Source organism: Chryseomicrobium excrementi (assembly GCF_002798305.1).
Lineage (GTDB): Bacteria > Bacillota > Bacilli > Bacillales_A > Planococcaceae > Chryseomicrobium > Chryseomicrobium excrementi.
Map to the genome: position 1 here is coordinate 285932 of NZ_PCGR01000001.1, position 26343 is coordinate 312274.

The window sequence follows — 26343 nt, forward strand, 5'->3', positions numbered from 1 at the left end:
TTACACTTCCTGACGATCGGCGTTTTGCTTTTCAAGCTCTTGTTGCGCGAAGTATTCAGCTGCAATCTTATCAATTTCAATCTTCAGTTCTTCTACCATCGTTTCTTCTGGAACCTTCCGAACTGTTTTTCCTTTACGGAAAAGAAGTCCTTCTCCGCGTGCTCCAGCGATACCAATATCCGCTTCACGCGCTTCACCTGGTCCATTCACCGCACAACCTAGTACAGCTACTTTGATTGGTGCTTTGATAGTAGAAATGTATTCTTCCACTTCGTTCGCAATAGAAATCAAGTCGATTTCAATACGACCACAGGTAGGACATGAAATCAATGTTGCGGCATTTGAAGAAAGTCCGAATACTTTTAGTAATTCACGTGCTACTTTTACTTCTTCAACTGGGTCAGCAGATAAAGACACACGAAGAGTGTTTCCGATACCCATACTTAAGAGTGTCCCAAGACCAGCTGCACTTTTGATTGAACCAGCAAACAATGTGCCTGATTCTGTAATACCTAAGTGAAGTGGATAATCAAATGCTTGTGAAGCTAGACGGTACGCTTCAATGGCAAGGTTGACGTCAGAAGCTTTCATAGACACGATAATGTCGTGGAAATCTAGGTCTTCTAAAATTTTAATATGGTGTAAGGCACTTTCCACCATACCTTCAGCAGTTGGGTAGCCATATTTTTCAAGGATTTTGCGCTCTAAAGAACCTGCATTGACTCCAATACGAATGGGAATGCCTTTAGCTTTTGCTGCATTTACGACAGCTTCTACTTTTTCGCGACGGCCGATATTCCCTGGATTGATACGAATCTTGTCGGCACCTTGCTCAATAGCGATTAACGCTAACTTATAATCAAAATGAATATCCACAACAAGTGGAATGTTGATGCGTTCTTTAATTGCTCCGATTGCATATGCAGCACGCTCATCTGGGCAAGCTACACGGACAACTTGACAACCGGCTTCTTCTAAGCGAAGAATCTCGGCTACAGTTGCTTCCACATCGTGAGTTTTTGTAGTCGTCATACTTTGAATAAATAATTCGTTACTTCCACCAATGGTGATATCTCCAACACGAACTGGGCGTGTGTTTGAACGATGGATCATTTCTGGCATTGTATTCGCTCCTTTTGTTGTTGCGCTTCACTTCATTCTACCAATGTACTAGAGAGAAAGACAAGAAGGAAGCTTAATTCGTGCAGGGTTTCCAATAGGGATAAACGAATGAGTGATTCGAAAAGTTGCGTTCGTTTGGATTCAATTGGTTCAAAAGATGTGGCCACTCTATAAAACTGATGGGTGCGTTGCTAGTTGCAAACACCTCTTCAAGTGAAGCGGTTGGGGAAGCAATCTCAAGCTTGTAGTCAGAAAGCGGTTCACACAAAGTCGTGCTTGATTTTTTTGAAAGATCCACTTGGACGGCATAGCAAAGTAGACAAATGGTTAGAGAAGCGAGAATGTAGCGCATAAAAAATCCCTCCCAGAGTACAATCTATGCGGGAGGGGAGTGTCTATGCTTTTTTTACGAGTTTCGGATAATACTTCAAAGCTGCAAACACAAATCCTAGCGTCAGGGCATAACTGAACCATTGAACATAGGGGGTTTCAGAAAGAAACGGGTAAGCCGCAAGCAATAATAGAAAAGACCATGTATTGGCAAACAAAGTAGTTCTCCAAAGAAATCGATATTCTGCACGGCGTTTCAGCAGGGGAGCGATGACTAGAGCAATTCCAGATAAAATGCTGATCCGCGCAAAAATTAATAAAGTTTGAACAACAAATAATAGAATAAAAGCAAATGGATACAGGAGCCAGCTTATTTCATTGAAATAATCTACTAACCCGTCAAGTTGTTGTGTTGTTTCACCGATCCCTAAAATGAATTGAGAAAAGGCAAGAAGCGAGAACAACAGGATAAAGAAGAAAATATATTGCATGGTCTTTCCCATAGGTACTAAACGAAATGCAGCCAGTTTTTTAGGTGATAGGAGACTGGACTTAAATAGGGTTATCAACGACATGAAACACGCTTCCTTTCGGTTCATATTGTATCATGTCGAAATTTCAAACTCCAATTATTAAGAATTTGTAAATTTGGTGTGCTTTCTCTTTACAATACCTTTATACTTTAAGCATAATAGGTGGCGTGTCAAAAAATAGTATGGGAGTTGACCTTTACGTGGAATTAAATTGGCAAGAAATGCTGTTCACGTTTTTTGGTGGATTGGGTATTTTCTTATTCTCGATTAAATACATGGGTGATGGACTTCAAAAGTCAGCCGGTGACAAGCTTCGAGACATATTAGATCGCTTTACAACAAACCCGTTCATGGGTGTTTTAGTCGGGATCATTGTAACGATTCTGATTCAATCATCCTCAGGAACTACTGTATTAGTTGTAGGACTTGTGAGTGCCGGATTTATGAATTTACGCCAAGCAATTGGTGTTATCATGGGTGCCAATATTGGTACTACAGTAACTGCGTTCATCATTGGATTTGATGTAGGTGAGTATGCGTTACCAATTATGGCTTTAGGGGCATTTGCTATCTTCTTCTTTAAAAATGCACGTATTCATAACATCGGAGAAGTAGTATTCGGTTTTGGGGGACTTTTCCTAGGACTTGAACTAATGGGAGATGGAATGAAACCACTCCGCGAAGTACAAGCATTCACAGACTTGACCGTTGAAATGAGTACAAACCCTGTATTAGGAGTTATCGCAGGTACGTTATTTACTGTACTTGTACAAAGCTCGAGTGCAACTATCGGGATTTTACAACAACTCTATGCTGAAAACCTGGTTACATTAGACGCTGCATTGCCAATCTTGTTTGGTGATAACATCGGAACGACTATTACAGCAGTTCTTGCATCACTTGGTGCTTCAATCGTTGCGCGTCGTGCAGCAGCCGTGCACGTATTGTTCAACTTAGTCGGAACAGCTATTTTCTTGCTGATTTTGCCACTATTTGAATCGTATGTGATTTGGATTGCAGGAATTTTAGATTTAGAAACGAAAATGCAGATTGCCTTCGCGCACGGAACATTCAACGTTGCGAACACAATTATTCAATTCCCATTGATTGGTTTATGGGCTTATGTGGTTACAAAAGTAATTCCTGGTGAAGAAATGTCTATTGAATACAAACCAAAACATTTAGATGAGAACTTCATTGAACAATCGCCTTCCATTGCCATCGGGCAAGCGAAAGAAGAAATCCTTCGTATGGGGAATATGAGTGTTCAAGGTCTAGAATTAACTTATAAATATCTGAAGGAACGTTCTAAACGTGATGCAGAACTGACTCTTCAAATCGAAGAAGCTTTAAATAACTTAGATAGTAAGATTACGGATTACCTTGTGAAGATTTCATCTCAGTCCTTGTCTCCACAAGATTCAACACGTCACAATATGTTAATGAATACAGTTCGTGACATTGAGCGAATTGGAGATCACTTCGAAAACATCATTGAATTGATTCAGTACCAAGAATCTCACAAACTTGTGCTTACTGAAGATGCAATCGAAGACGTGTCCGAAATGTTTGAGTTAACGATTAATACTGTTGCGAAAGCAATGACTGCTTTAGATGAAAACTCTGCAGAACTTGCACGTGAAGTCGCTGAACAAGAAAACACAATCGACAAAATGGAACGTAAATTCCGTAAAAACCATATTGCTCGTCTAAATGAAGGACAATGTACAGGTCAAGCGGGTGTGATGTTCGTGGACATTCTAAGTAACTTAGAGCGTATCGGGGATCACTCTGTGAACATTGCAGAAGCCATCTTAGGAAAACGCGTATGATGGAAAGCATCGGTTGGATTTTCATCATTGCGAGCTTTGTCATTGCCTATGTAGGGCTTGTGTATCCGATTATTCCATCTGTTGTATTTCTAGTGCTTGGCTATATCCTTTATGGTGTATTCTTTTCGTTTGAACAATTAAACGTTTGGTTTTGGGTCATTCAAATTTTGTTCGTTGTACTAATTTTTGGTGCAGACACACTTTCGAATCTCGCAAGTGTAAAGAAATTTGGAGGAACAAAACCTGGTCTCTACGGAAGTACGATCGGTCTGATCATCGGACCGATTATTCTTCCAGGGATTGGTCTATTAGTCGGACCGTTTCTCGGCGCTTTTTTAGCTGAGCTGTTGATTTCGAAGAAGAAAGTCAAAGATGCGGTTCGCGCGGGAGTCGGTTCTTTTGTCGGTCTCGTAACCTCCACTGTAGTCAAGGCAATCTTGTTTACAGTCATGCTCGTCATCTTTGTGTTCTTCATCTAATTTCAGTCAAAAGCCTGAAAAATGAAAAACTGAATAGTTTTTAATTGATTGCCATTGTCTTCTTTGCTAATGTAAATAGTGGATATACTACTAGTACCTTAGGAGGAATTGACAATGGCTTTTGAATTACCGAAATTACCGTATGAATATGACGCGTTAGAGCCTCATATCGACAAAGAGACTATGAACATTCACCACACGAAACATCACAACACGTACATCACAAATGTGAACAACGCTCTTGAAGGACATTCGGATCTTTCTTCTAAATCAGTTGAAGAATTGATTTCAAACCTTGATGCAGTTCCAGAAGACATTCGCACTGCTGTTCGTAACAACGGCGGCGGTCACGCGAACCACTCACTATTCTGGGAAATCCTATCACCAAATGGTGGCGGACAACCAACAGGTGCATTAGCAGAAGCTATCGACAGCAAGTTCGGAAGCTTTGACGCATTCAAAGAAGAATTCGCGAAAGCAGCTACAACTCGTTTTGGATCTGGTTGGGCTTGGTTATCAGTTGCAAACGGTGAATTAGAAGTTTCTTCTACACCAAACCAAGACTCTCCATTGATGGAAGGAAAAACACCACTTCTAGGCTTAGACGTTTGGGAGCATGCTTATTACTTAAACTATCAAAACCGTCGTCCAGACTACATTTCATCATTCTGGAATGTTGTCAACTGGGACGAAGTTTCAAAACGCTACGAAGCAGCAAAATAAGAAGTACTGACTCTCCTCTGACCTTGGTCAAGGAGAGTTTTTTTGTCAAATTGTCTAGGTGTTGCAACATTTTCTTATGAAAAGACGTGTTATACTTGTAAGCGAGGTGCACGCAATGAAAAAAACAAAATCCCAAACAACACGAACATCCAAGTCCAAACAACGCGCACATTTGATTTTTCGGATGAATGTGCTTTTCTTGACGATCTTCTTGTTATTTACTGCTTTAATTTTTCGTCTAGGCTATTTACAGATCGTTAAAGGGGAAGACTATACACGAATTCTTGCTCGCACAGAAGAAGTGCCGGTGAATACAAGTGTTCCACGAGGTCGAATTTTCGACAGCCAAGGCCGCATCTTAGTAGACAATCAAGCAGAACGTGCAATTACGTATACAAAAATGCAAACGACCACTGGAGATGAGATGTGGGGAATTGCGGAGAAGCTTGCTGCTCTGATTGAAAAAGATGCTGATGCCATTACAAAGAGTGACCTACAAGATTATTGGTTACGCAAAAATAAAGACAACATGTATAAATATGTCGATCAAGCAGAACAAGACGCTATTGAAGAGAATGAAGAACTCGATAATGTTGAGAAATCTAGAGAAATGAATCGTCTGATACGAGACAGCATTCCGGAGCAGGAATTAGATGCTTTCACAGAAGAAGAACTTGAGAAAATCGCGATTTACCGTGAGATGGTATCTGGATATGCATTATCTCCTCAAATCATTAAAGGAGAGAATGTATCCGCTGAGGAATTTGCACGCGTTTCAGAGCGTCTAAATGAATTGCAAGGTGTCAATACGACAACAGACTGGCGCCGTGTAAGAAATTCAAATCTTGCTATTCTTGGAACCACTACTTTACCAAAGGAAGGAATTCCAAAATCAGAATTAAACCACTACCTAGCTCGTGACTATTCTCGGAACGACCGTGTTGGTAGAAGCTATGTGGAACAGTATTATGAAGAAGTGCTACAAGGTCAAAAATCTGTAGTGAAAAATATTACTGACGGAAAAGGCCGTGTTATCGATACACAACCGGTCTATGAAGGGGATCCAGGAAAAGATTTAGTATTATCTATAGATACGGAAGTTCAAGCTCGACTTGAAGAGATTGTCACAGCTAGACTCCTTGAAGCAAAGCGTAATCCTGGAACACGTCATTTAGACCGTATGTTTTTCACAATGATGGATCCGAACACTGGTGAAATCATTGCTATGGTCGGCAAAATTTTGCGACGTGACCCGGAAACGAGCGAATTTGCTCGTGATCCAGAAACAGGTGGATACATAGTGGATGACTATGCATTTGGAACATTCACTACAGCTTATGAGGCGGGTTCGACAATTAAAGGGGGAACCGTTCTAACTGGATATCGGGAGAATGCACTCAGCATCGGGGAAACGAAAATTGATGAACCGATTTATATTGCAAATGATGATCCTAAAAGCTCCGTTTTTAATAGGTCAGGAAGAATTCCGGTATCTGATTTGACGGCACTTGAGCGCTCATCCAACGTCTATATGTATAAAATCGCATTTACCCTCGCAGGAGAGACGTATCGACCTCGAGAGTCTGTTGACTTCAATTTCGATGCTTTTGACAAATTGCGAAACGGGTATGCGCAACTGGGCCTTGGAGTCCCAACGGGTATAGACCTGCCTGGTGAAGTGGCCGGATATAGTGATTCTAGTAAAGATGAAGCGTTTAACCTCCTCGATTTAACTATCGGGCAGTATGATACGTATACGCCTTTACAATTGACTCAGTACATTGCGACGATTGCAAACGGGGGCAAGCGGATCCAACCTCATGTCGTCAAAGAAATTCGAAAAGCCTCTGAAAACGGTGAAGAGATGGGTGCTTTAGAGGCGGAGATTCAACCTAAAGTCTTAAATATTGTGGAAAACACACAAGCAGAAATAGAGCAAGTCCGCAGAGGAATGCGCCGAGTCTATCAAGGGGATCAAGGGACAGCTCGTGGAGCTTTTGCTGATTTTAAGTATGACGGTGCTGGGAAAACAGGTACAGCAGAAACATCTGCTTATGATCCTGTTGAGAAAAAACTGTATGACACGGTTACACTTTCTCACGTAGGATTCGCGCCATATGACAACCCTCAGATAGCGTATTCGACCATGATTCCTTGGGCGTCACTAGAAAGCGTCTATAAAACAAACTCTTCAACGCCGCTTACACGTGAACTTGTCGATGCCTATTTCGAAATTATGGAAAAACGAAATTCCAAGCAAAAAGAAGAGTCCTTACATCCAAAAATCATTCCTTCCATTTCAGACGATTCTATAGATGAAGAGGAAGAAACCGAATGACAAATCTAAATCCAACCAGCGATGGTTGGATTTTTTGTGTTTACAATCTCTTAACATCTCCTTCATTTGTTCTCAACAATGTGTTGGTAAAGTTACTAGTGTAAGAACAAAACAGAAAATGTAGGGGGACTTACCTGATGAAGAACTGGAAGTACTTTATGGGAACGGCAATGTTAGGATCTGCACTTATCTTAGGAGCGTGTGGGGAAGAGTCAGCACAAAGTGAAGGAACGTCCAATACAGAAGGTGGCGAAGCAGTAGAAGGTTCAGTAGCTGGAGATGGTTCATCGACAGTAGCACCAATCTTAGAAGCATTAGTTGAAGAGTACTCTGCACAAAGTGATGTACAAGTAACTGTAGGTGTATCAGGAACCGGTGGAGGCTTTGAAAAATTCATCGCGGGTACAACTGATTTCTCAAATGCATCTCGACCGATTAAAGATGAAGAAGCTGCTCAACTTGAAGAAGCAGGAATTGACTATACAGAATTTTTACTAGCGTATGACGGTCTTACAGTAGTAGTGAACCCTGAAAACGACTGGGCGACTGACCTGACTGTTGAAGATTTAAAGAAAATTTGGGTTGAAGATGGCACGACTAAAAAATGGTCGGACATCAATCCAGAATGGCCAGATGAAGAAATCGTATTCTACTCACCAGGTACGGATTCTGGTACGTTCGATTACTTCAATGAAGTGATCCTAGAGGAAGCAGATATGGTTTCTGCTGCGACACTATCTGAAGATGACAACGTTCTTGTACAAGGTGTACAAGGGGACAAAAATGCTATCGGGTTCTTCGGTTATGCTTACTACCTAGCTAACCAAGATACAATCAAAGCAGTTAGCATTGAAGGCGTAGAGCCAAATAACGAAACAATTGAATCAGGTGACTATTCACCACTATCTCGCCCACTATACACATATGTCAAAAACTCTGCGGTTGCAGAAAATCCAGCTGTGTATGACTTCATGAAGTATGTGATTGAAAATGCGGGTGCTATGGCAGAGGCTGTAGGATATGTGACAGCTCCTCAAGAAGAGTACGACGCTGATATGGAAGCATTAGAAGGCTTAAAATAATTTCAACTTCAATACGTGAAGATGAGGAGTAGCAGAGGCTACTCTTTTCTTCCGTCCGGTAAGGAAAAGGGGGATCATGATGGCACAAGTTCGTCCATCTGTTCAAGAGCTAATAGCTCAAAAAAGTTCGAAAGGCCGTAAAAAGGCCATTGAAAAAGCAATACCCATTATCTTATTTATGATTGCAGCCATATCCGTATTAACTACTATTGGAATTGTGGTTACATTGATTTTTGAAACAGCAACATTTTTTACTCAAGTACCGTTCTTCTCCTTCTTATTTGGGACTGAATGGTTGCCATTCTCAAACACTGAGGCACGCTTTGGAATTCTACCATTGATTGTTGGAACACTTAAAGTCACTTTAATTGCAGTTATCGTGGCTGTACCGCTTGGATTAGCTTCGGCAATCTACCTAAGTGAGTATGCAAGTGACACAGCTCGCCGCATTATCAAGCCTATTTTAGAAGTGCTTGCTGGCGTACCAACCATTGTTTATGGGTTTTTTGCTTTGACGTTTGTAACACCAGTACTGCAGCAATTCATCCCGGAGCTAAAGATTTTCAATGCAATCAGCCCCGGTATTGTTGTAGGGATCATGATTATTCCAATGATTGCTTCATTATCTGAAGATGCAATGAGTGCTGTACCGAACTCGATTCGTGAAGGTGCCCTAGGAATGGGTTCAACAAAACTTGAGGTTGCATTAAAGATTGTTTTACCAGCTGCATTATCTGGTATTTTAGCTTCAATTGTGCTTGCGATGTCTCGTGCAATCGGAGAGACCATGATCGTTTCTCTAGCAGCTGGGTCAACACCACGGTTTGATGCAAACTTTACAGATAGTATCCAGACGATGACGGCTTACATTGTACAAGTATCAACTGGTGATGCTGGATACGGTACACCAATTTATTATTCGATTTATGCAGTTGGATTTACGTTGTTCTTGTTCACGTTGGTCATGAACCTCCTCGCTCAGCGTATTTCAAAACGATTCAGAGAGGAGTATTAATATGCGCTATATTGAAGAACAAAGTGTCATGAAGAAAATGAACTCGAGAAAAATTTTAAACTCCGTCTTTAAAGGAATTTTCTTTGTGGCTACATTGATTGCATTGCTTACTCTTGCTGTCTTGTTTTATCGCATCTTGTCTCAAGGGCTAGGGTATTTGACCTCGGACTTCTTTACAAACTTTGCTTCCCGCTTTCCAGAAAAAGCAGGAATAAAAGCAGCTTTAATAGGGTCTCTTTGGTTAATGGCGGTAGTTGCCCCGGTTTCCATGATTCTTGGCGTCGGAAGTGCCATTTACCTTGAAGAATACGCAAAGAAAAATCGAGTGAATGACTTTATCCGAGTCAATATCTCTAATCTTGCAGGTGTTCCGTCTGTTGTATTCGGACTTTTAGGCCTAACGATATTCGTCCGTGCGCTTGCTCTTGGGAACAGTATCTTAGCTGCAGGATTCACGATGAGTCTGCTTATTCTTCCGGTCATCATCGTGGCTTCACAAGAAGCGATTCGTGCAGTGCCAAGTGAAGTAAGACAAGCGTCATACGGAATGGGAGCAACTAAATGGCAGACCATTTTGCGAGTGGTATTGCCGAGTGCAATTCCAGGGATTTTAACAGGTTCTATTTTGGCTTTGTCTCGTGCTATTGGAGAAACGGCGCCGCTAGTAGTGATTGGAGTTCCTGTTATTATTCAATTCTTACCTGCAGATGTAATGGATACATTTACGGCACTTCCGATGCAGATCTATGATTGGGCAAAACGTCCACAAGCAGATTTCCAAAATGTTGCCTCCGCAGGAATCATAGTTTTAATGGCCGTTCTTTTGTTAATGAATTCAGTCGCGGTACTCATTCGAAATAAATTCCAGAAGCGCTATTAAGCGCCTTGGAAAAGGGGAGACTTACATGCTACAACAAGCAGAAACAAACGTTCAACCAAAATCATCATCTATAGTTTACGATACAAAAGGGTTAAATCTGTGGTACGGATCAAACCATGCATTAAAAAATATCGATCTTCCAATTTACGAAAACGAAGTGACAGCTATCATTGGTCCTTCAGGCTGTGGGAAATCTACGTATATTAAAACATTGAACCGAATGGTGGAGTTGACACCGGGCGTAAAAACGTCAGGTGAAATTGCTTACCGTGGACGAAATATTTTTGAAAAAGATTACTCTGTTGAAGAACTTCGTACAAAAGTAGGAATGGTATTCCAAAAACCAAACCCTTTCCCGAAATCAATCTATGACAACATTGCTTACGGGCCACGCATCCACGGAATCAAAAACAAAAAGATCTTGGATGAAATCGTTGAGAAAAGTTTACGAGGCGCTGCCATTTGGGACGAGGTCAAAGACCGTCTTACTACAAATGCGTATAGCCTTTCTGGTGGTCAGCAACAACGTATTTGTATTGCACGTGCTCTTGCTATCGAGCCGGATGTGATTTTAATGGATGAGCCTACATCTGCGCTGGATCCAATCAGTACATTAAAAGTGGAAGAGCTGGTTCAGGAGTTAAAGAAAGATTACTCGATCATCATCGTAACGCATAACATGCAACAGGCTGGACGTATTTCAGATAAGACGGCATTCTTCTTGAATGGAGAGGTAGTTGAGTATGACGAGACAAATGTCATCTTCTCGAATCCATCTGATCAGCGTACAGAAGATTATATTTCAGGAAGATTCGGTTAAGGGGGATTTATAGTGGTAATGAGAGAATTGTTCGATAAGGAATTAAAAAGTTTACACGATAAGTTGATTCATATGAGTCAGTTGTCGATTCAGCGACTAAGTGATTCAGTTGATGCTTTAGCAGATCACGATGTAACATTAGCTAACGAAATCAAAGAAAAAGATGCGGAAATTAATAAGCTTGAAGAAGAGATCAATGATGCCGTAATCCTGACAATCGCGCGTCAACAACCTGTTGCAACAGACCTGCGTCGCTTGATGGTTTTAGTGAAAATCGCTGGAGATATGGAGCGCGTTGGAGATTATGCAGTGAATATCGCTAAAGAAACAGAGCGCATCGGTTCACAACAACATTTAAAGCAACTGCCGATGATTCAGCAAATGAAGGACAAAGTCGTATCCATTTTGCGTTTAACTTTGGATGCATTCGTTGCAGAAGACGTAGAACAAGCGCAGCATATCGCGAAACTTGATGACGAAATTGATACAATGTATGGCCAGTTAATACGTGATTTGCTTGGGTCGGGAGTTGAGCAACCTGAACAACTGCCACAAATTACTCAGTTGGCATTTATCTGTCGCTACTTAGAGCGTTCAGCAGACCATGCAACAAATATGGCAGAGCAATTATTATACTTGCGTAAAGGAAAGCATGTAGACCTGAACTAAATCTTTTTGAGAAATGACTAGATTTTTTATGTCAGTATGATATAATAGGAAAGTCGTATAAATCAGCTCAAAATGATTTTAAACATCCTTTATATAGTGGGAGGGACTACAATGCGCGTTAATATTACTCTTGCATGCACAGATTGTGGAGAGCGTAACTATATTTCTAAAAAGAACAAACGTAACAATCCAGAGCGTTTGGAGCTTAAAAAATATTGCTCTCGTGAAAAGAAAATGACTCTTCACCGTGAAACGAAATAATAACTGATCAACCAAAATCCCCGCTCGGATTTTGGTTTTTTTCTTAAAAGCAGTTGAACCCGGGCCACTCATCTGAATTCTCAGATGGGTGTTCTTCGTGAGAGGAGCGAGAAAGATGAAACGTGAATTAAGAAATTTAGTCCTAGCTGAAATGAGCAGTTTAGGGCAGAAACAGCATTTAGAATTGAGTCACAAAATAATTGCGAACGCTGTGAAATTTTTTGATGGCCACTCATTTCATACAATCGCAGTAACACTTTCCCGATTTCCTGAAGTGGAAACTGCAGCTCTTATAGCGTATCTTTGGCAGCAAGGGAAGAGGGTGTGTGCCCCGAAAAGTGATGGCTCGACAAAGGGGATGCAATTTTATAAAATAGACTCTTGGTCCGATACGGAACCTGGTTATAAAGGGATATTAGAACCTAAAGAAACAAGTTGTGATGCTGTTAGCAAATCAGAAATTGACTGCATCATTGTTCCGGGAGTCGTATTCACTCCTAAAGGATACCGCATAGGTTTTGGGGGCGGGTTTTTCGACCGCTACTTGGAAGATTACACAGGTGTGACTTGTTCTTTAGTAGCTAGTCTTCAGTTATATGAACAGCTACCAATCGAACATCACGATGTACCTGTCCAATATTTGATTACAGAAAAGAACATTTTAAGAGTGGAGAGTAACGGGTGATGAATAGTTTTTATGATGTACAACAACTTCTAAAAAAATTTGGTACGTATGTGTACACAAAAGATATAAAATCAGATTGTGATCTTATGGAATTTGAATTAGACGAGTTGCATCAGTCTGGGTTACTCCCTACTGAAGATTTTTTGAAAGCTAAAGTTCTTGTTAGAAAACGTCGGCAAGAACATAGCTAATTTCATATCAGCTTTACATTTTACTATGTCTTTTGACGTGTATTTACTAAAAATGAAACTTATCATGCATACTTCCGTCTAATAGAGGGTATTATGTTTATGTTATGTATAGATTTTATGAACTATATTAAATTTGTTTACCTATATAAAGGAGGGGTTGGCCATGAAAAAATGGTCCACACATTCTTTACTATTTGCTGCAATAGTATTGACCTGGTTAAAAACGTTTGTTGTTTATCATATTAGTTTTAACCTGAAATTAGAGAACATCATGCAGCATATAATTTTATTAATCAACCCGTTAAGCTTTATTTTGTTGTTCTTTGGGATTTCTCTCTTCTTTTCTAAAGAAAAGACTCAAAGACGCTTTATTCTAACGGGAGCTACTATTCTATCTATTGTTTTATATGCAAACGTTGTTTTTTACCGTTTCTTTACGGATTTCATCACGTTACCTGTATTATTCCAGACGAGTAATTTTGGAGATCTAGGTGGATCGGCAACATCAAGTATTTATTTTACAGACATATTCTATTTTGCCGATGTGATCCTGCTATTCATTTTAGCTCGTAAAATTGCAAAACTACCGGTACAATCACAAGCTTATAAGATTCATCGCAAAGCGTATTACGTATTTGCTGCAGCTATTTTTTTCTTAAACCTTGGATTAGCCGAAATTGAAAGACCGCAACTTCTTACTCGTAGCTTTGATCGTGAAATGCTTGTGAAAAACATCGGTACTTACAACTACCATATTTATGATGCTTATGTACAGTCTAAATCACAGGCGCAACGCGCATTTGCTGATGGAAGTGAACTGGTTGAAGTAAACAACTATGTGCGCGCTAATCATGTGGAAAATCAATCCCCTCTTGAAGGGATTGCAAAAGATAAAAACATTATCGTCGTTTCCATGGAATCTTTACAAAACTTTGTAATCAATGAAGAGATGAACGGAGAAGTCATCACACCTTTCTTAAATGAATTAACGCAAGACGAAGATACAATGTATTTCTCTAATTTCTATCATCAGACGGGTCTAGGAAAGACATCCGATTCTGAATTTATCGTAGAAAACTCACTGTATCCTCTTGGAGGAGGCGCAGTATTCTTCACTCATGGTGGAAATACGTATAACTCTTTATCTGAACGTCTTGGTGAAAATGGCTATCATACATCTGTGATGCACGCTAATAACAAAAGCTTTTGGAACCGAGATATGATGTACAAATCTTTGAACGTTGAAAAGTTCTTTGATATTGAAAGTTATACTGTAGAAGAAGGGCAAGCTGTCAACTGGGGAATGAAAGACATCCCATTCTTTGAACAATCTGTTCAGTTAATGAAAGATATTCCACAGCCATTCTATACACGTATGATTACGTTAACGAATCACTATCCATTCACTTTAGATGAAGAAGATAAGATGATTCCAGAATACGATTCGAATTCGGGTACATTAAATCGTTATTTCCAAACTGTACGTTATATGGATGAGTCTTTACGGGTCCTATTTGATGAACTGAAGGCAGAAGGTCTGTATGAAGATTCGATCATCGTTATGTACGGAGATCACTATGGTATTTCGGAGAACCATAACAAGGCAATGTCTCAGTATCTTGGAGAAGAAGTCACGCCATTTGTGTCTCAAGGACTTCAAGAAGTGCCGCTGTTCATCCACATTCCTGATAGTGGACTTGGTGGAGAGCGTACAGACATAGCAGGGCAAATCGATTTACGTCCAACAATCCTACACATGGCAGGTATTGAAACTTCTAAAGATATTCAACTAGGAACTGATTTGTTTGCAGAAGACCGCGAGCAGAAAGTGGTGTTCCGTGATGGTGGATTCGTAACAGAAGATCTTGTTTATACGAAGAATACATGTTATGACGCAAAAACAGGACTTGAGATTGAAGTGGCTACTTGTCAAGAAGAGGCAGATGCTGCGAATCAAGAGTTGAGCTACTCAGATCAGCTAATCAATGGGGACTTGCTTCGTTTCTATAACCGAGAAACAGGTCAGTTGCTTATTGAAGAAGAAACAATAAACGAATAAATTTCATTCCTTCGTCGTCCTGGCGAAGGGATTTTTTTGTACAAAAAAAGACTTCCAGCGAGGAAGTCTCTTTCTGATACGAATGGATTAGTGCACTGGTGGATATCCTTGTTTAACTACTGTCATAACAGAGAAGAATCCAAACACTAAAAGTGTTGCTAGATTAAAGAATACGCCTAAGAAATTTCTTTCTTTGAACGCTTGGTACGTACCTACGGCTGCAAGAATCGTAGTTAAACCAAAAATGACGATTAATAAGTTCATTGATGACACTCCTTTCGACATCAGAAAATGAATGTCGCAAACAAATATTTCTCTTTTATTTTACGTTGTTCTTGAACATTTGTCGAGTACGATTCATGACATTTGTTTGAACGTTGCGTTACACTAACACATGAGGTGAAAGAAATGACAACAATCCGAAGATTACCGTTAGGTCCCATTCAAACAAATTGCTACATCATTCGTTCTGGGCAACAAGCACTTATTTTTGATCCAAGTGACGAGCCTACTAAAATCATTCAGGCGCTGGAGCAGTCTTCAGTGAAGCCGCTCGCTATTTTCTTGACGCATGCTCACTTCGATCATATCGGGGCATTGCAAGCGCTAGTAGACCGCTATCAACTTCCTGTCTACCTGCATAAAGCGGAAGTCAAGTGGCTGCAAGATCCGCTATTAAATGGTTCTGGAAAGTATGCAGAGCTCCCTGATATTCAAGCAGATGTACAAGTAACGGAAGTCAAAGAAGGAACTATTGAATTGGGAGAGTTCACATTTAATGTGTTAGAGACTCCCGGACATTCACCAGGTAGTGTCAGCTATTATTTCAAAAAACAAGGGTTTGTTATAAGCGGAGATGTACTGTTCCATGGGAGTATCGGACGTACAGACCTTGTTGGTGGGAATTTACAGACGTTGATGCAGTCGATCACTCGAAAGCTTTTAGACTTGCCAGAAGAGACCATTGTTTATTCCGGGCATGGACCTGAAACTACTATTGGGGATGAGATGGATAGCAACCCGTTTTTAAATGGTTTTAATTAAACATAAAAAAACCAGATTCTCAATTTGAGAATCTGGTTTTTCTGGATTAGTGACCTGCTCCTGGTACATGAATAAATGAAGCGTAGTACGTAAATCCTGCGAAGAAGAACATCAGGTACGCACCGAAAATATACATATACATACGTTCAGATAAGTTCAAGAAACCAAGAAGAAGGAATAAACCGGTGTTTGCTAACATGATTAATGAAGCAGGTACCATATCACCTAGATAAAACATGACAGAAAAAATACCTGTCCAAAAAGCCATTACTTTATACATATTGCCCATCATAATTAAGAGTCCCTCCTTTTAACGGCAGACGAATCACACTCTTATTATAATGTATGTAGCAAACGAATGTAAACAGAATCTATCCTCGTTTTGACAATGACAAGATGTTGTCACATGTTGCGGCACCTTAATAACATTCTGATAATTCTGAAATAACTCTAGACATTGTCAAATCATTAGGTATACTGAAGATACATTCTGATTGGCGATGTCAGGATGTACTGGAGAGAGGAGCTGACTTTGAACCCATCCAATCCTATCGAACAACGAAGTAGGGAGCTTCTAGAAAAAGCAATCGTTTTTGAAGCATCCGATGTCCATCTCGTTCCACATGATAAAGAATATCAAGTGTTCTTTAGAAGACAGCAGCAAATGTTTGATGCTGGATCAATCCCCCATGCTTTTGGTGATCGCATGATCACGTACTTCAAGTATTTATCTTCTCTAGATATTACCAATAAGCGCAATCCCCAAAGTGGTGCCTTTCATTTACCTATCCAAACTGAGACTTATCATTTCCGTGTCTCCACTTTAATTTCCGTTTCCAAAAGAGAAAGTGTTGTACTTCGTATTGCAAAACCAAACTTGGTTGTGCCACTTGATGATATTAGTTTGCGAGTAGACCAAGCAGCAAAACTCCGTGAACTCGCCGCATCTAGGCAAGGCCTGCTTCTTCTAGTAGGTCCAACTGGCTCTGGAAAGTCAACGACGATGTACGCACTTACGAAATACTGTTCACAAGAACTCTCTAGACATGTGATTTCCTTAGAAGACCCGGTTGAAATCAATCAGGAGTGCCTTCTTCAAGTGCAAGTCAATGAAGTGGCGGGGTTATCGTATGCTACGGGCTTGAGAGCAATTTTACGTCATTCACCAGATGTCATTTTAATAGGTGAGATCCGCGATCAGGAAACAGCTAAGATAGCAGTAGAGGCTGCACTCACAGGACACCTTGTGATTTCAACCATTCATGCTAAAGATACAATAGGTGCCATCTATCGCTTGTTGGACCTTGGAGTTTCTGCAGACGAAATCGAACAGGTCTCGAAAGCCTATATCTCACAGCGTTTGCTTGTGCGAAAAGGGGAAGCTCCTTCATTAGGTGCTATCTACGAGATTGTAGAATCTGAAACGATTAGCGGGCTTTTAAGTGATCTGGCAAGTGGGAATAAGTTATATCTTCCAATAACTATGACCCTTGCTTATCAAATCGAACGAGCTGTAAGAGGATGAAGAAAAAAGATCAGGCTGAGTTTCTTGAAAAAATTGTGATAGCTATGGCAGAAGGAATCTCTGCAACAGATTCGATTCGAATTTTAGCTCCTTTTTATTGTGATGGCACCCAACTTGGACGGATAAACGAGTTGTTTGAAGAAGGACATGAAATCGACGAGATCTTTCGGTACCTAGGATTTAGTGCGGTGATCGTCGAGTCCATACAATTTGCGGGCATTCATGGTCAACTTTCGAAGGTCCTGGAACACATTAGTGTGCAAATAAGGAAGCAGCAACAGTTTCGAGGAGAATTGGTAAAGGCATTAAGCTACCCATTAGGACTTTTGTTGTTCATGTCTATTCTGTTCATTACATTCAGAATCTATTTCTTACCGATATTTTTGCCAGTTTTAGAACGCGCGAATCCACAAGCTATCGGTAAAGTGAAAGTTATTTTTTCGTTGCCGTTTTATATAATTGTCACTCTTTTCGTTCTTGCTACTTTCATCGGTATTGTTCTACTTGTTGTGATGAAATCAAAATCGAATCGGTGGTTTTTTTATATGAGAGGGTATCCCGTAGTCGCTCAGCTGCAAAATGCTGGAGCGGCATACCGGATCTCCCGTGAACTCAGTTTGTTACTCGATAGTGGTTTCACACTATCTCAGTCTCTGTCTTATTTACAAAGTTCTCGCGCAAGGAATGTCCACTTTGCCTGCCGTAGTATTCTCATGCATTTAGAACGAGGAGAGAGCTTCTCCCAATCACTTAGACTAAGCGGCTGGGTCCCACAAAGTTTGATTCGTTATGCGGAGCATGGAGAAATTCATGGCTATGTAGCTAAAGAGTTAGGGCTTTATCAAGAATTTACGATTGAACGGCTACAAAAACGAAGTGTAGCGCTTGTCGGAGTGGCGCAACCTTTATTGTTTTTAATCATCGGTGCCATGGTGATCAGTGCGTATCTATCTCTCATGCTGCCCATGTATAATCTCATCTCACTATAGGAGGAATAAATAATGAAAAAATGGTTATCGAATAAGGGGTTTACTTTAGTGGAAATGATGGTCGTGTTGTTGATCATCTCAGTATTATTATTAGTTACAATTCCAAATATTGCTCGTCATACAGCTACCATTGATTCAAAAGGGTGTGAAGCATATAAAACCATGCTGACGTCACAAGTAGAAGCCTATAAACTAGAATTTAAGAAAAAACCGGAGCTTGTGGATTTGGTGACTGAAGGATTCGTAAAGGATTCCAATCTAGTCTGTCCTGATGGAACAGAACTTGATATAGTGGCTGGAGTTATCGGTGTCAAAGAAGACTAAGGGGGAGACGGGTTTTACATTAATTGAAGTTCTATTAATTCTAGCACTTCTAACATCGAGTATAGTCATCGCAAATTCCATTGCATATCGACAGTCTGTCAAACTTGAAGAAGCTCAGTTCTTCTTATTACTAGAACAAGACTTGCTTGCTGCTCAAGCAATAGCTCTTGAACTTCATACGCCAGTAGTTATCCGTTTTTTCTATGCGGAATCAAAATATACGATGACCGCACAATTCAAAACGATAAAAACGGTCTTGTTTCCAGAGACAGTTCAGTTTTTATCAAGCTCTTATTTAAAGACAATCGAGTACTCATCAACTGGAAATGTAGTGAATTTTGGAACCTGTTACTTTACTACAACTTCAGGAAAAATCACGTTAACGCTATATATAGGAAAAGGACGCGTGCGTTTTGATGGATAAGGGATTTAGTACATTGGAAGCGTTGGTGGGATTCACTTGTTTACTCGTCTTCATTTCGTTAGTGATTCCACTACTAATGCAAATGTCAGCGACTTTATCAGATGCTACTTGGGCAAGTTCAGATGCACAAGCTCAATATGAACTGAATCGTCTGCTACCCCATCCTGCTAGCTGGGAAAATCACGGAGTAGTGTATACGAGTTATTGGAAGGGGGACTTATGGTGTGTGGCAAGAGGTCCGGACGAAATTTCGTGTATCTCCAAGTAAATTCACAGCAAGGCTTTTCTCTACTAGACCAGCTGTTGCAGCTCGTCATCTCTTTATCTAGCTTATCTTTGTTAGTGACAGTTATTGCATCTACAGCTGCCACCACTTCAAAGTTTGCCGACCCTTACGTCCAGCAGGTCGACTCCTTTTGGCTGGAATTCCAAGAAGTACTCCACTCCTCTACGAATGTTCGCAACTATCTAGGGAGCTGTTCTGTTGTAATGGATAGTGCTGGAGCTTCTATACGCTATGAGAAAGTAGGAGACCGCTTTCGAAAGACAGTAAATGGTGCAGGAAACGAACCTGTACTACTTGAAGTCCAGTCGTGCAGGATTTTGATCGGTGACAACAAGTTACAGATGGAGATTACCGCTTTATCGGGAGCCACTTATAAAAAGGAAATGCTGTTGTATGTTCCGTGAAAGAGGCTTTATTTTACCCTTCACATTAGTGTTCCTACATCTTCTTCTAACGATTATCTTGCTCACAAGTGCTAACTATGTTTCTAAACTCAGTTACTATCACTCTATGGAAAAAATTTATAGTGACAAAGCGCAACAGCTTTGGATAGTGTATACTGAAAAAAACAAATTGAAGTAAATGAGTGAGTCTATGAAGAAAGTGTACCTAGTAGGATTCATGGGGTGTGGGAAAACGGCTATCGGAAAACGATTGAGTTTTGCTCTTCGTATCCCTTTTTACGATATGGATAAGGAAATCGTCAAACAGCAAGGCTTGACCATTCCTGAAATATTTGAAAAGCACGGAGAGCCTTACTTCAGGAAATTAGAAACTGAATTTTTGAAGTCTTTTCGAGATGAATTCTGTATCATTTCAACGGGTGGTGGAGTAGCTGTCTCAGAAGAAAATCGTAACATCATGAGAAAAACAGGATTGGTGCTATTTTTGAATGCTGTTTTTCCGGATATCTGGATGCGGATCCACCGAGATAAAAATCGTCCTATTGTACAAAGGAGCACGCGTGAAGAAATTGAGGCCTTGTATTATGAACGCCTCCCATTTTATAAGAAGACTGCTCATATAGTAATTCGTACAGAAGGAAAGACACTCCGGCAGATTACCGAATACTGTGCTTTCCAAGTAAATCGTCTAAAAGGCGAATATTCAAAGTGAATTTATTGTAAAAAGTTCGTGTATAAGCTGGAAAACAGAAATAGATTGCGTTTTCAATCTTACAATGTTAGGATGTAGGTATTGAAAACAGCATAATTGGCGGATGAACGTACGGGGAGAGAACGCAAACAGCGTCGCCGAAGGAGCAAATGTGAAAACATGAATCTCTCAGGCAAAAAGACTCGTACTGGACGCACCTCTGAACTTTCAGATAGTAGGACAGAGCCCGGAAAATTGGGTTGCTGTCTTTTTTTATGCGAAAAATTCACAATACTATGAATTTCATTGAAGGAGGAACTGAGATGCAACGAACACCCCTTTATGACCTGTATGCTAATTATGGTGCCAAAACAATAGATTTTGGTGGTTGGGAATTACCTGTTCAATTTTCAAGTATTAAAGAAGAGCATGAAGCAGTCCGCACGAAAGCTGGATTATTTGACGTATCCCACATGGGAGAAGTCTGGGTCACAGGTGCTGACAGTGAAGCGTTCATTCAGCAGCTTGTAACGAACGATGTGTCCAAGCTTGTTGAAGGAAAAGCGATGTATGCAGCGATGTGCTATGAAGATGGTGGGACTGTAGACGATTTACTTGTTTACAAGTTTGGACCTGAACGCTTCTTACTCGTAGTCAATGCTTCGAATATCGACAAAGATGTCGCTTGGATGAAAGAACATGTGACAGGCGATGTTCTAATCGATGATCAATCAGTAGAATGGGGGCTTCTTGCTCTTCAGGGACCTGTTGCGGTCGATATCCTTCAGCCTCTGACAGAAACAGATTTACATGTTGTGAAATTCTTTACATTTACAGAAGGTCAAGTTGCTGGACAAGACGTCATCATTTCACGTACTGGATATACGGGAGAAGATGGCTTTGAGCTTTACGCTCGCAACGAAGCATTGCCAGAACTGTGGACGAAATTACTTGAAGCGGGTGCTGATCAAGGCTTGGTTCCTGCGGGACTTGGTGCTCGAGATACCCTGCGTTTTGAGGCGTGTCTGCCACTTTACGGACAAGAACTTTCTAAAGATATCTCTCCACTAGAAGCGGGTATTGGATTTGCGGTTAAGACTGCCAAAGAATCTTTTATCGGTAAAGAAGCCATTATCGCAAAAGGGAAGCCTCGTAAATTAGTTGGTATCGAAATGATTGACAAAGGAATTCCACGCCATGGCTATCCCGTTCTAGTTGATGGGCAAGTGGTCGGAGAAGTGACGACAGGAACCCAGTCACCCACTTTAAAGAAAAATATTGGACTCGCCTTAGTCAAATCCGAGCTTGGCGAAATTGGACAAGAGCTTACTGTTGAAATTCGAGGGAAACAGCTTAAAGCGGTAGTTATCCCGACACCATTCTACAAACGACAAAAATAAGAGGAGCGACTCTATTATGATCAAACATCGTTATTTGCCGATGACAGAGCAAGACCAAAAAGAAATGCTCGACACAATCGGTGTATCATCTATTGATGAACTGTTTGCAGATATTCCGGAAAAAGTACGCTTTAAAGGTGAATATGCTATCAAGCCGGCCAAGTCAGAGACAGCACTTTTAAAAGAATTGACGAAGATGGCTGCTAAAAATGCCGATAGCCGCCACTACGCTTCTTTCTTAGGAGCTGGAGTTTACGACCACTTCAAACCAACGATTGTGGATCACGTGATCTCACGTTCAGAATTTTATACAGCTTACACGCCGTATCAACCAGAAATTTCTCAAGGGGAACTTCAAGCTATCTTTGAATTCCAAACAATGATCTGTGAATTAACAGGAATGGAACTTGCCAACTCGTCCATGTATGATGGCGGTACGGCACTTGCAGAAGCAGGAAACTTGGCTGCTGGACATACACGTCGCAAGAAGATTTTAATCTCAGAAGCTGTGCATCCGGAATACCGTGATGTCGTCAAAATGTATGCACATGGTCAAAACATTGCGGTTGAAGTCGTTCCACATAAAGACGGAAAGACTGATTTAGATGCGTTACAATCGCAACTTTCTGATGATGTTGCAGCTGTGATGGTTCAGTATCCGAACTTCTTCGGCCAGATCGAAGAGATGCAGGCAATCTCAGATGTGACACATGAGCATGGGGCTTTGTTTGTCAGCTCATCAAACCCGCTAGCATTAGGTGTCTTGACTCCTCCTGGTAAGTTCGGAGCGGATATCACAGTCGGAGATGCACAAGTATTTGGGATTCCAGAAGCATTTGGTGGACCGCACTGTGGTTACTTTGCGGTATCTGGAAAATTGATGCGTAAAGTTCCAGGGCGTCTTGTAGGGGAAACAACTGATGACCAAGGTCGTCGCGGTTTTGTATTGACGCTTCAAGCTCGCGAACAACACATTCGTCGTGACAAGGCGACTTCAAATATTTGTTCGAACCAAGCACTAAACGCACTTGCTGCAAGTGTCGCGATGACAGCACTTGGAAAGCAAGGTACAAAAGAAATGGCAATCCAAAACATCGCGAAAACGGCTTATGCAAAACAAGCTTTCGAAGCTGCGGGATTATCCGTGGTCTTCACAGGAGCACACTTCAATGAAATCGTAGTGAAGCTGCCAGGTAGCATAGAAGGCTTGAATAAACATTTACTTGAAAAAGAAATGATTGGTGGTTTACACCTTGGAACGTATTACAAAGATTTGCAAGATCACATCTTGATCGCTGTAACCGAGCAGCGCACAAAAGAAGAAATCGATGCACTTGTGCAGGAAGTGGGGGCTTATTATGCATAAAGATAACCAACCCTTGATTTTTGAACTCTCAACTGAAGGGCGTATTGGCTATAGCCTGCCAGACTTAGATGTTCCTGAAGTGGACTTATCGTCTCTTTTACCTGAAGGAATGATTCGCGAAGAAGAAGCAGAACTACCTGAAGTGTCTGAATTAGATATCATGCGCCACTATACAGCGTTATCGAATCGCAACCATGGTGTGGATTCAGGGTTCTACCCATTAGGTTCTTGTACGATGAAGTACAACCCAAAAATCAACGAAAGCGTAGCGCGCTTCCCAGGCTTTGCAAACATTCACCCATTGCAAGATGAATCTTCTGTTCAAGGTGCGATGGAATTGATGTACGATCTGCAAGAGCACTTGATTGAAATCACAGGTATGGATGATGTGACATTGCAGCCTGCAGCTGGTGCTCACGGTGAGTGGACGGCTCTGATGATGATCCGTGCGTTCCACGAAGCAAATGGGGATCATCACCGTACAAAAGTCATCGTCCCAGACTCAGCTCACGGAACAAACCCGGCATCTGCGACAGTTGCTGGATTTGAGACCGTAACTGTAAAGTCCGATGAGCACGGTTTAGTTGATTTGGAAGATTTACGACGTGTAGTAGGTGATGACACTGCGGCTCTTATGCTGACGAATCCAAATACACTCGGTCTATTTGAAGAACATATTTTAGAGATGGCTAGCATCATTCATGGTGTCGGGGGCAAATTGTATTATGACGGAGCAAACTTGAATGCCGTTATGTCTAAAGCACGTCCTGGGGATATGGGCTTTGACTGTGTTCACTTGAATTTGCATAAAACATTCACGGGTCCTCACGGTGGTGGTGGTCCAGGTTCAGGTCCTGTAGGTGTGAAGAAAGACTTGATTCCTTTCTTGCCAGCGCCAGTTCTTGTGAAAAAAGACGATCGTTATACATTTGACTATGATCGTCCACAAGCCATTGGCCGTGTGAAACCATTCTACGGAAACTTCGGTATCAATGTTCGTGCTTACACGTACATCCGTTCAATGGGTCCAGATGGGTTGAAAGCTGTAACAGAATACGCCGTACTCAATGCGAATTACATGATGCGTCGTCTAGAGCCTTATTTCGACCTTCCATACAACCGTCACTGTAAACACGAGTTCGTTTTAAGTGGCCGTCGCCAAAAGAAATTAGGTGTTCGCACACTTGATATGGCAAAACGACTGCTTGATTTCGGATACCATCCACCAACTATCTACTTCCCACTTAATGTAGAAGAGGGTATGATGATCGAGCCAACAGAGACAGAATCTAAAGAAACACTTGATGCATTCTGTGACGCTATGATTCAAATTGCGAAAGAAGCAGAAGAAAATCCAGAGATGGTGCAAAATGCACCGCATACTACGGTTATTAATCGTCTGGATGAAACGAAGGCTGCTCGAAAACCAATTCTCCGTTATACGAAGTAACACAAAAGGCTCGCCAATTGGCGAGCCTTGTTTTAAGTTATTTGGATTTGATTTTACCTGTCCATTTGCGGAAACCGCCATCTAGTTGGTAAAGTTGATCGTAGCCATTCTTTTTTAATGTCATAGCCGTACGTGCACTACGTGCGCCGCTCTGGCAATATAAATAAACGGGTTTGTCCTTACGGATTTCTTTCATACGAGTCCGTATCTGGCTAGCAGGAATGTTGCGGGCTCCTAGAATATGACCGCCTTCAAATTCTTTTGGTTCGCGCACATCGATCAGCTGTGCTTTGCGATAGCCTTGAATAAATTCATCTTGCGATAACGTAGTTACGGACTTCTTCATTTTCATTCCTGTGAAAAATGTGTAGATTCCAAATACGATGATGGCACCTAAAATACCTAATACGATTTCTAACAACTTCATTACTCCCTTCTCTTCTTCTATTATAAGTAGTAGACTGAAGAGATTCAATTGACAATCTTGCAAAACGGAGGCAACCTCATGACAAACAACTGGATTTTTATTAATTCTGGCAAACAAGACGCCGCCTACAATATGGCTTTAGATGAAGCATTGCTTGAATGGCATGCAGAAGGATTGATTCCACCGGTCATTCGCTTTTATCAGTGGGAGCCAGCAGCGCTTTCCATTGGCTATTTTCAGCGAGTAGAACGAGATATCCATCTACCAGCCGTAAAAGAGATGGGGCTCGGATTTGTACGTCGACCAACAGGAGGTAGAGCGGTTCTTCATGAACACGAACTCACTTACAGTGTCATTGTATCAGAAGACTATCCGGATATGCCTAAGACGGTAACAGAAGCCTACCGCGTCATCAGTGAAGGGATTCTACAAGGGTTTCGGAACCTGGGACTTCAAGCGGAATTTTCTGTTCCAAAGTCTGAATCTCAACGTGAAGCTCTAAGTCAGCCTAAATCGGCGGTCTGTTTTGATGCTCCTTCTTGGTATGAATTAGTAGTTGAAGGGAAGAAAGTAGCCGGTTCTGCTCAAACACGACAAAAAGGAGTTATTTTACAACACGGTGCTATTTTAATTGATCTTGATGAAGATAAATATTTAAATTGTTTTTCTTATGAATCGGAAGAGAAACGTCAAAAAGTAAAAGAACGATTAAGTCAAAAAGCTGTCTCGATTAACAAAATTGTATCAAAGACAATTGAGGTTGATCAGTGTATTCCTGCCTTCAAAAACGGCTTTGAATCGGCACTAAATATTCACCTGACTTCTTTTTCTTTAACACCTGAACAGCAGCAATATGTTGAAAACCTTGCAGACACAAGGTATCGTTCGGATGAATGGAATTTTAGAAAATAATCGCCACTTCTGGGCTATGGAATTTCACCGAAATAGGTTCAAAGATTCATCTTGAAAATCTGCGAGGTTCTAACTAGACATT

The 26343-nt window shown here is 41.0% G+C and carries 31 protein-coding genes and 1 riboswitch; of the genes, 25 read left to right on the forward strand and 6 right to left on the reverse strand.

What is annotated here, in order from left to right; translation table 11 throughout:
• The 3 genes from ispG to CQS04_RS01470 all read right to left on the reverse strand — a co-directional run bounded on the left by ispG (position 1) and on the right by CQS04_RS01470 (position 2027).
• On the reverse strand, positions 1–1122 hold the full coding sequence (gene ispG / locus CQS04_RS01465; protein ID WP_100352440.1) for a flavodoxin-dependent (E)-4-hydroxy-3-methylbut-2-enyl-diphosphate synthase: 1122 nt from the start codon (positions 1120–1122) through the stop codon (positions 1–3).
• Positions 1123–1195: 73 nt separating this feature from the next.
• The gene (locus CQS04_RS13660) at positions 1196–1474 is read right to left on the reverse strand and encodes a hypothetical protein (protein WP_133118802.1); all 279 of its coding nucleotides are present in this window, start codon (positions 1472–1474) and stop codon (positions 1196–1198) included.
• A 43-nt stretch (positions 1475–1517) separates the two neighbouring features.
• Positions 1518–2027 carry a DUF1189 family protein gene (locus tag CQS04_RS01470; protein ID WP_165775430.1) on the reverse strand — a complete coding sequence of 170 codons (510 nt, stop codon included), beginning with the start codon at positions 2025–2027 and terminating at the stop codon, positions 1518–1520.
• Between the two features lie 158 nt (positions 2028–2185).
• On the opposite strand from CQS04_RS01470, the gene CQS04_RS01475 reads away from it, so the two are divergent.
• From CQS04_RS01475 to CQS04_RS01535, 13 genes are all read left to right on the forward strand, one after another.
• On the forward strand, positions 2186–3817 hold the full coding sequence (locus CQS04_RS01475; protein ID WP_100352981.1) for a Na/Pi cotransporter family protein: 1632 nt from the start codon (positions 2186–2188) through the stop codon (positions 3815–3817).
• Positions 3817–4296 carry a DUF456 domain-containing protein gene (locus CQS04_RS01480; RefSeq protein WP_100352982.1) on the forward strand — a complete coding sequence of 160 codons (480 nt, stop codon included), beginning with the start codon at positions 3817–3819 and terminating at the stop codon, positions 4294–4296. The genes CQS04_RS01475 and CQS04_RS01480 overlap by 1 nt, the downstream gene beginning before the upstream one ends.
• A 114-nt stretch (positions 4297–4410) precedes the next feature.
• Positions 4411–5019: a superoxide dismutase gene (locus tag CQS04_RS01485; RefSeq protein ID WP_100352442.1), complete on the forward strand. Its 609-nt coding sequence runs from the start codon at positions 4411–4413 to the stop codon at positions 5017–5019.
• A 115-nt stretch (positions 5020–5134) separates the two neighbouring features.
• Positions 5135–7357 (forward strand): peptidoglycan D,D-transpeptidase FtsI family protein, encoded by a 2223-nt coding sequence (locus CQS04_RS01490; protein ID WP_100352443.1) that lies wholly within the window; start codon positions 5135–5137, stop codon positions 7355–7357.
• 137 nt (positions 7358–7494) lie between these two features.
• Positions 7495–8439 carry a PstS family phosphate ABC transporter substrate-binding protein gene (locus CQS04_RS01495; protein ID WP_100352444.1) on the forward strand — a complete coding sequence of 315 codons (945 nt, stop codon included), beginning with the start codon at positions 7495–7497 and terminating at the stop codon, positions 8437–8439.
• A 79-nt stretch (positions 8440–8518) separates the two neighbouring features.
• Entirely contained in the window at positions 8519–9454 is a 936-nt protein-coding gene (gene pstC, locus CQS04_RS01500; protein WP_425430227.1) for a phosphate ABC transporter permease subunit PstC, read from the forward strand.
• A gap of 1 nt (position 9455) precedes the next feature.
• Positions 9456–10334, forward strand: coding sequence for a phosphate ABC transporter permease PstA (gene pstA / locus CQS04_RS01505; protein WP_100352446.1), 879 nt, complete (start codon positions 9456–9458; stop codon positions 10332–10334).
• A gap of 25 nt (positions 10335–10359) precedes the next feature.
• On the forward strand, positions 10360–11154 hold the full coding sequence (gene pstB / locus CQS04_RS01510; protein ID WP_094942062.1) for a phosphate ABC transporter ATP-binding protein PstB: 795 nt from the start codon (positions 10360–10362) through the stop codon (positions 11152–11154).
• Positions 11155–11166: 12 nt separating this feature from the next.
• A complete protein-coding gene (gene phoU, locus CQS04_RS01515; protein WP_100352447.1) occupies positions 11167–11823 on the forward strand; it encodes a phosphate signaling complex protein PhoU in 657 nt (218 codons plus the stop codon).
• Between the two features lie 111 nt (positions 11824–11934).
• Positions 11935–12084: a 50S ribosomal protein L33 gene (rpmG, locus tag CQS04_RS01520; protein WP_053588882.1), complete on the forward strand. Its 150-nt coding sequence runs from the start codon at positions 11935–11937 to the stop codon at positions 12082–12084.
• Between the two features lie 115 nt (positions 12085–12199).
• Positions 12200–12769, forward strand: a complete 570-nt coding sequence (locus CQS04_RS01525) for a 5-formyltetrahydrofolate cyclo-ligase (RefSeq protein WP_100352448.1) — start codon at positions 12200–12202, stop codon at positions 12767–12769.
• Positions 12769–12960 carry a YqgQ family protein gene (locus CQS04_RS01530; RefSeq protein WP_100352449.1) on the forward strand — a complete coding sequence of 64 codons (192 nt, stop codon included), beginning with the start codon at positions 12769–12771 and terminating at the stop codon, positions 12958–12960. The genes CQS04_RS01525 and CQS04_RS01530 overlap by 1 nt, the downstream gene beginning before the upstream one ends.
• A 163-nt stretch (positions 12961–13123) precedes the next feature.
• On the forward strand, positions 13124–15019 hold the full coding sequence (locus CQS04_RS01535) for an LTA synthase family protein (protein WP_100352450.1): 1896 nt from the start codon (positions 13124–13126) through the stop codon (positions 15017–15019).
• 87 nt (positions 15020–15106) lie between these two features.
• On the opposite strand, the gene CQS04_RS01540 is transcribed toward CQS04_RS01535, so the two are convergent.
• Complete coding sequence (locus tag CQS04_RS01540) at positions 15107–15283, reverse strand: DUF2759 domain-containing protein (RefSeq protein WP_100352451.1); 177 nt, start codon at positions 15281–15283, stop codon at positions 15107–15109.
• A gap of 144 nt (positions 15284–15427) precedes the next feature.
• On the opposite strand from CQS04_RS01540, the gene CQS04_RS01545 reads away from it, so the two are divergent.
• A complete protein-coding gene (locus CQS04_RS01545; protein WP_100352452.1) occupies positions 15428–16063 on the forward strand; it encodes an MBL fold metallo-hydrolase in 636 nt (211 codons plus the stop codon).
• Between the two features lie 46 nt (positions 16064–16109).
• Here CQS04_RS01545 and CQS04_RS01550 read toward each other — a convergent pair whose 3' ends face one another.
• Positions 16110–16352 (reverse strand): DUF2626 family protein, encoded by a 243-nt coding sequence (locus CQS04_RS01550; RefSeq protein WP_094942117.1) that lies wholly within the window; start codon positions 16350–16352, stop codon positions 16110–16112.
• A gap of 219 nt (positions 16353–16571) precedes the next feature.
• Here CQS04_RS01550 and comGA point away from each other — a divergent pair, with 219 nt between their 5' ends.
• From comGA to gcvPB, 10 genes are all read left to right on the forward strand, one after another.
• Positions 16572–17588, forward strand: coding sequence for a competence type IV pilus ATPase ComGA (comGA, locus tag CQS04_RS01555; RefSeq protein WP_100352453.1), 1017 nt, complete (start codon positions 16572–16574; stop codon positions 17586–17588).
• Positions 17585–18577, forward strand: a complete 993-nt coding sequence (locus CQS04_RS01560; protein WP_100352454.1) for a type II secretion system F family protein — start codon at positions 17585–17587, stop codon at positions 18575–18577. The genes comGA and CQS04_RS01560 overlap by 4 nt, the downstream gene beginning before the upstream one ends.
• A 12-nt stretch (positions 18578–18589) precedes the next feature.
• Entirely contained in the window at positions 18590–18901 is a 312-nt protein-coding gene (gene comGC / locus CQS04_RS01565; protein ID WP_100352455.1) for a competence type IV pilus major pilin ComGC, read from the forward strand.
• Positions 18885–19325 carry a competence type IV pilus minor pilin ComGD gene (gene comGD / locus CQS04_RS01570; protein ID WP_100352456.1) on the forward strand — a complete coding sequence of 147 codons (441 nt, stop codon included), beginning with the start codon at positions 18885–18887 and terminating at the stop codon, positions 19323–19325. The genes comGC and comGD overlap by 17 nt, the downstream gene beginning before the upstream one ends.
• Positions 19318–19593, forward strand: coding sequence for a hypothetical protein (locus CQS04_RS13690; RefSeq protein ID WP_165775431.1), 276 nt, complete (start codon positions 19318–19320; stop codon positions 19591–19593). The genes comGD and CQS04_RS13690 overlap by 8 nt, the downstream gene beginning before the upstream one ends.
• Positions 19578–20015: a ComGF family competence protein gene (locus CQS04_RS01575; protein WP_165775432.1), complete on the forward strand. Its 438-nt coding sequence runs from the start codon at positions 19578–19580 to the stop codon at positions 20013–20015. The genes CQS04_RS13690 and CQS04_RS01575 overlap by 16 nt, the downstream gene beginning before the upstream one ends.
• A gap of 190 nt (positions 20016–20205) precedes the next feature.
• Positions 20206–20727 carry a shikimate kinase gene (locus tag CQS04_RS01585; protein WP_100352459.1) on the forward strand — a complete coding sequence of 174 codons (522 nt, stop codon included), beginning with the start codon at positions 20206–20208 and terminating at the stop codon, positions 20725–20727.
• A 103-nt stretch (positions 20728–20830) separates the two neighbouring features.
• Positions 20831–20921: riboswitch (glycine riboswitch) on the forward strand.
• A gap of 108 nt (positions 20922–21029) precedes the next feature.
• Positions 21030–22106, forward strand: a complete 1077-nt coding sequence (gcvT, locus tag CQS04_RS01590) for a glycine cleavage system aminomethyltransferase GcvT (RefSeq protein ID WP_245858723.1) — start codon at positions 21030–21032, stop codon at positions 22104–22106.
• 19 nt (positions 22107–22125) lie between these two features.
• On the forward strand, positions 22126–23472 hold the full coding sequence (gcvPA, locus tag CQS04_RS01595; protein ID WP_100352984.1) for an aminomethyl-transferring glycine dehydrogenase subunit GcvPA: 1347 nt from the start codon (positions 22126–22128) through the stop codon (positions 23470–23472).
• Complete coding sequence (gene gcvPB / locus CQS04_RS01600; RefSeq protein WP_100352460.1) at positions 23465–24922, forward strand: aminomethyl-transferring glycine dehydrogenase subunit GcvPB; 1458 nt, start codon at positions 23465–23467, stop codon at positions 24920–24922. The genes gcvPA and gcvPB overlap by 8 nt, the downstream gene beginning before the upstream one ends.
• Before the next feature lie 37 nt (positions 24923–24959).
• Here the strand turns inward: gcvPB and CQS04_RS01605 are convergent, their stop codons facing one another.
• On the reverse strand, positions 24960–25349 hold the full coding sequence (locus CQS04_RS01605; RefSeq protein WP_100352461.1) for a rhodanese-like domain-containing protein: 390 nt from the start codon (positions 25347–25349) through the stop codon (positions 24960–24962).
• A gap of 78 nt (positions 25350–25427) precedes the next feature.
• Here CQS04_RS01605 and CQS04_RS01610 point away from each other — a divergent pair, with 78 nt between their 5' ends.
• Positions 25428–26261, forward strand: a complete 834-nt coding sequence (locus CQS04_RS01610) for a lipoate--protein ligase family protein (RefSeq protein ID WP_100352462.1) — start codon at positions 25428–25430, stop codon at positions 26259–26261.
• The last annotated feature ends 82 nt before the right edge of the window (positions 26262–26343 follow it).